Annotated in this window: 5 protein-coding genes; 1 reads left to right on the forward strand and 4 read right to left on the reverse strand. The window is 64.1% G+C overall.

Annotated features, from left to right (window positions below):
* Positions 1–521: hypothetical protein (locus tag AC2VNK_RS05230; protein WP_486883071.1), on the forward strand; the 521-nt coding region annotated here is incomplete at its 5' end.
* 106 nt (positions 522–627) lie between these two features.
* Here AC2VNK_RS05230 and AC2VNK_RS05235 read toward each other — a convergent pair.
* The 4 genes from AC2VNK_RS05235 to AC2VNK_RS05250 all read right to left on the reverse strand — a co-directional run.
* Positions 628–1,530 (reverse strand): LysR family transcriptional regulator, encoded by a 903-nt coding sequence (locus tag AC2VNK_RS05235; RefSeq protein WP_486883072.1) that lies wholly within the window; start codon positions 1,528–1,530, stop codon positions 628–630.
* A gap of 61 nt (positions 1,531–1,591) precedes the next feature.
* Complete coding sequence (locus AC2VNK_RS05240) at positions 1,592–2,704, reverse strand: HlyD family efflux transporter periplasmic adaptor subunit (RefSeq protein ID WP_486883073.1); 1,113 nt, start codon at positions 2,702–2,704, stop codon at positions 1,592–1,594.
* On the reverse strand, positions 2,679–4,124 hold the full coding sequence (locus AC2VNK_RS05245) for an efflux transporter outer membrane subunit (RefSeq protein ID WP_486883074.1): 1,446 nt from the start codon (positions 4,122–4,124) through the stop codon (positions 2,679–2,681). The genes AC2VNK_RS05240 and AC2VNK_RS05245 overlap by 26 nt, the downstream gene beginning before the upstream one ends.
* A partial coding sequence (locus AC2VNK_RS05250) for an MFS transporter (RefSeq protein WP_486883075.1) occupies positions 4,114–4,878 on the reverse strand: 765 nt, incomplete at its 5' end. The genes AC2VNK_RS05245 and AC2VNK_RS05250, both read right to left, overlap by 11 nt.

Genomic DNA, 4,878 nt, shown 5'->3' on the forward strand with positions numbered 1-4,878 from the left:
TGGGGCTTGTTGTAGCGTCTCTAAGCAGGCAGCATCCCCGTAGTACGTTCCGGTGTGGCGAAACGGAGCTTGACCAATGGCTCGACAGGTATGCCCTCCAGCAGCAGAACAAGGGGCTGTCCAGAACCTTTGTCTTATTTAATGAAGATCGTCCAGACATTTTGGCAGGCTTCTATAGTCTCACCGCTGATGCGCTGTCACCGGATACATTCCCGGAGGATTTTGCACGGCGCTACCCAGGCCAATACCCCATTCCTGCGATTCGCTTGGTTCGCCTCGCCAGACATACTGAGTTCAAAGGGCAGGATATTGGTGGATACTTGCTGGTAAGTGCCTTAATCTGTTCGGTTACCGCTTCCAGGCAAATAGGTGTGGCGGTGATTGTGGTGGACGCAAAAAACGCCTCTGCAAAATCTTTCTATGAAAAATACGGATTCAAAGCATTCCCCGATAATACCATGATGCTTTGGTTGGGCATCAATGATGCCCAGCGCATAACCACGCTCACACGTCCGGCATAACCCTCATGATCCACCTGCGCCCCAGAGAGTGGGTTCAGACCGCCAGAGGGCGGAGTTGCCCCAGTGTAGCGCAAATCAGGATTTGATGTGGACTGTGCCGCCGGTCTCAGGGCTGGGCCTGTAGCGCGTACTGCTGCTGCGCCATGGTCACAAAAGTCAGCGCTGCCGGATTCCCGTCCTCCCGCCGCCCGCGCCAGGCGAGACTCACCTCACTGTCCCCCAAGGTATCCGCCAGCGGTCGGAAGACGATTCCCGGACGTTGAATTTCTGCAAAGGCCGAGAACAGGAAACTCAACCCAAGGCCCGCCATGACTGCGCTGAACACGGCATTGGAATCGGCGAGTTCCATCAGGATATGCGGCTTCAGGGCATGAATGTGGCATTGGGCGAGGATGCGATCGTAGGACGCCGGTGCCACTTCGCGGCGCAGGAGAATCAATGACTCATGGTGCAGACGGTGGAGGGCTATGGCGCGCTCTGCGGCAAAGGGATGGTCTTCCGGAAGCACCAGCATCAGCGCTTCCCGTTGCAGCAGATGCTGGTGGATATCCGGCAGGATGCCGATATCGCGGATGAAGCCGATATCGATCTGATCATCGCGCAGGGCCTGCAACTGCGCATCGCTGCTCATCTCCCGCAACTCCAGATGCACCCGCGGAAAGTGCTGACGAAAACTGCGCAGCAGCCCAGGCAGGAGGGCAATGGCGGTGGAGGCAAGAAAGCCGATCCGCAGGGTGCCGGCCTGACCGTTTTGCAGATCGCCGAGCAGGGCCTCCGTGCGCCGCGCCTGCGCCAGCAATTGTCTGGCTTCGGGCAAGAGCACCCGGCCAGCGGCCGTGAGCGAGACTTCCCGCTGGTTACGCAAAAAAAGCGGCAGACCGATCTCGTCTTCCAGAGCGCGGATGCTGCGGCTCAGGGAGGGCTGGGCGAGATGCAGGCGAATCGCCGCCCGATGAAAGTTCAGGGTTTCGGCGAGCACTGCAAAATGGCGCAGATGACGCAGGTCCACTTCGGTATTACTCCTGGATTCGGGACTGCGAGTGTAGCCCAGGGCCGGCGGGGGCGGCCAGTCAGGGAGACGGGCGTGAAGCGGCTGCGGAACGCAGGAACCAGTCCGGTACCGGCCGCCGTATCCACGGGCCATGCAGTGCGATCCGTACCGTCATGGTCAGACCGGGACGCAGCGGGTACCGGGTCAAATTCCCGGGATCGACGGCGATGCGCACCGGCACCCGCTGGGTGAACTTGATCCAGTTGCCGCTGGCATTCTCCGGCGGCAGCACCGCGAAGACGGCGCCGGAGCCCCCTCCCAGTCCCACCACCCAGCCGTGATAGGTAACGCCGTTACCATAGAGATCAGAATGCAGCGTCACCGCAGCGCCGGGGCGCACTCCCGCCAGACGGGTTTCCTTGATGTTGGCAGTGACCCACATCTGCTGCAATGGCACCACGGTGAACAGGCGTTGACCGGCGCGCACCCACTGTCCGGGCTGCACCGCCTGCTGCGCGACGATGCCGGTGACCGGGGCGCGGATGATGCGTCGTGTCCAGTTCAGGCGGGCGAGGGCCAGGGCCTGCGTCGCCGCACACACGGCGGGGTTTCCCGCCGGGCCGGCGGCCCCGAGCTGCGCGGTGAGGGCTGCGCTATGCGCCGATTCGGCGCCGATTTCGGCTTGCAGGCGCCGCACCGCGTCAGCAGCCGTGATGGCGGCCATATCCTCGCTCGCACCGGCGCTGGCCGACGCCCGCAGGCGCCAGGCCTTCTGCTGCGCACTGTTCAGGCTGGCCCGCAGGGCCGCTTCCTTGCTGCGACTGGCCTGAATTTCGTGGACCAGCGCCAGCGCATTTTGCCGGGCCTGCGCCAGTTGTGCTTCCGCCTGTTGTAGCTTGCGAGCGGCACGTTCGCCGCGGAGCACCACCAGGGGGGAGCCTGCCTCCACCCGCATGGTGTCGTAGGCGGGGATCGCGGCGACGGTTCCGGTCGTGCGCGCATCCACCGCGTAAAGGTTGCCCTCGACATAGGCATCGTCTACCTCCAGCCGCTCCTGTCCGATCAGCAACCACCAGAGGCCGTAGACCAGCAGACCGAGCAGGACCACGGCGGCCAGTATCCAGAGATTGCGCCGCCTCTGGTCTGCCCCGGCCTTACTCGCATTGTCAGGGGTGCTGTCTGGACTGGTCATAGCCGCCTCCCAATGCGGTTTCCAACTGGACCCAGGCCTGTAGCGCCGCATAACGGGCACGGCGCTGGGCCATTTGCTGATGAACGAGGGTGATCTGCCGCCGCAGCACCGCCGTGCGGTCGCTGAGGCCAAACGCTTGCGCGGCGGTGGTCAGTTTTTCCTGCTGGCGGGTGGCGCCGGTGCCAGCCGCCTCGGCCTGCCAGGCCTGCCGGCTGAGCTGGTACCCAGACAGCGCCGTCAGCACCTGCTGGACAGATTGCAGGATGCTTTCCTGGTAAACGGCCACCGCCTTGGCTTGCTGCGCCTCGGCGCCGTGGAAGCGGCTGGTCAGGGCGCCGCTGGTAAAAATCGGCAGATGCAGGGCCGGTCCAAAGTTGTAGGCGAAGCTCGCCGGATTCAGGAGCGTAGCAAGGTGGGCGCTGTTCATATCCAGCAGGGCCGAGAAAGAAATGTCCGGATAAAAGGCGACGCGGGCGGCTTTGGTCTGCTGGACACTGGCGAGCGCCAATGCGCGTGCCGCCTGCACGTCGGGACGGTGGGCGAGGAGGTCCAGACTCAGATGCTGCGGCAGAGTGGGTATCCCTGCGGACGCGGGCACCACCGGCCGTAGCGGGAGGGCATCCGGCGCAATCGCCGCAAGCGCTGCCAAGGCGAAGCGTGCGGCAGCCGCCCGTTGCTGCCAGTGCGCCAGGTGGGCAGTATTCTGCCGGAGCTGCAAAGACAGCTCGGCAATGGGCAGGTCGGTCCCGAGGCCGAGATGTCGTTGGATTCGCAACAACGCCTGCTGCTGCTGGTAGAGGTGCTGCAAACGCCGGAGGCTGGCGAGCTGCCGTTCGGCTTCCGCCCAGCGTAGATAGGCATTGACGACGGCAGCGGCGAGCAGGCGGCGAGTATCCGCCAGTCGCGCTTCGGCGGCGCGTTGTTCACCCAGCGCCGCCTTGAGACGGTCCGCATATTTGCCCCAGAAATCGAGCGCCTGCGTAAAACCGAGTCCGACATCACCGCTGTCATAGCGTTTGTTGCCCAGACCGAGCGCCCCCAGCGGGCTGTTGCCGCTGAACTGCAAAGGCGTGACGGCCGCCTGCCCAGAAAGCTGCGGGCCGAGAGCCGCCGCCCGCCAGGTGCTGACCGATGCCGCCCAGCGGACCATATCGATGGCCTCTGCCAGACGCGGATTGGCTGGGCTCAGTGCCCGGATCATGAGTTGATCGAGCCCGGCGCTGGCCAGCCCCGTCCACCAGTCTTGCTGCGGCCACGCGCCGGTGGGCAACGCCTGCGCGCCGTCCAGTCGCTGCACGCTTTTCACCCAGGCCGGGGCTTTGACATCCGCTGGTCCCGGGGCACGGATGGTCGGCGCGCAGCCGCCGAGGGCCACGACGCCGAGGGCCGCGCATCCGGCGATCCAGCGCTTACGGTGCATGTTCCACATCCTCCTGCCGACTCGGTTCCGCATCAAAACCGGCGCTTTCCATGATCTGCTGCTCGATGGTGACCCGCCGGACCTGCCCGGCCCGGCGGCGATACGGCCCTTTGGTGAGCCATACGAGGGCAAGCACAACCAGCGCCATCCAGCCCCAGAGCCAGAGCATGGATTGCATGGACAGCACGGCACTCTGGGTAGTCAGATGCTGAATGGACAGGGCCTGCGCGGCGGGACGGTTCATTGGCCAGTGCTCCAGCATGCGTTGCAAGGGTACGGACGGGGATTGCCAGGCCAGGTGCGCCCTGAAGGTATCGCCATGTCGCATCCACAGGGCCGAGAAAGCGCTCGACAGATAGGCACCACCCAGAATCCGCACAAAGTTCTGCAAGGTGGCCGCAGCAGGCAGGCGGCGCTGGGGCAGGCGTGAAAACATGATCAGGCTCAGGGGCACCAGATAAAACCCGATGGCGATGCCTTCGATCAAATGGCTGAGGAGCAGACTGCGCAGATTGCTGTGCAGGTTGAGCTCCGTGGTGAATCCATAAAGGGCGACGAATCCAAAACAGATGGTCGCCAGCCAGCGCGGGTTCACCCGGTGCGAGATGGGCCCCATCACCGCAATCAGCGGTACGCCACCAAGGGCCATGGGCAGCAACACCACGCCTGCCCAAAAAGCCGAGTAGTTGGCATGACTGATGAGCGCCGAGACAAAAAGGCTGTTCCCGCCCAGCAGCAGTCCCCAGCCGAAGAC

Source organism: Acidithiobacillus sp. TH-A35 (genome assembly GCF_057473505.1).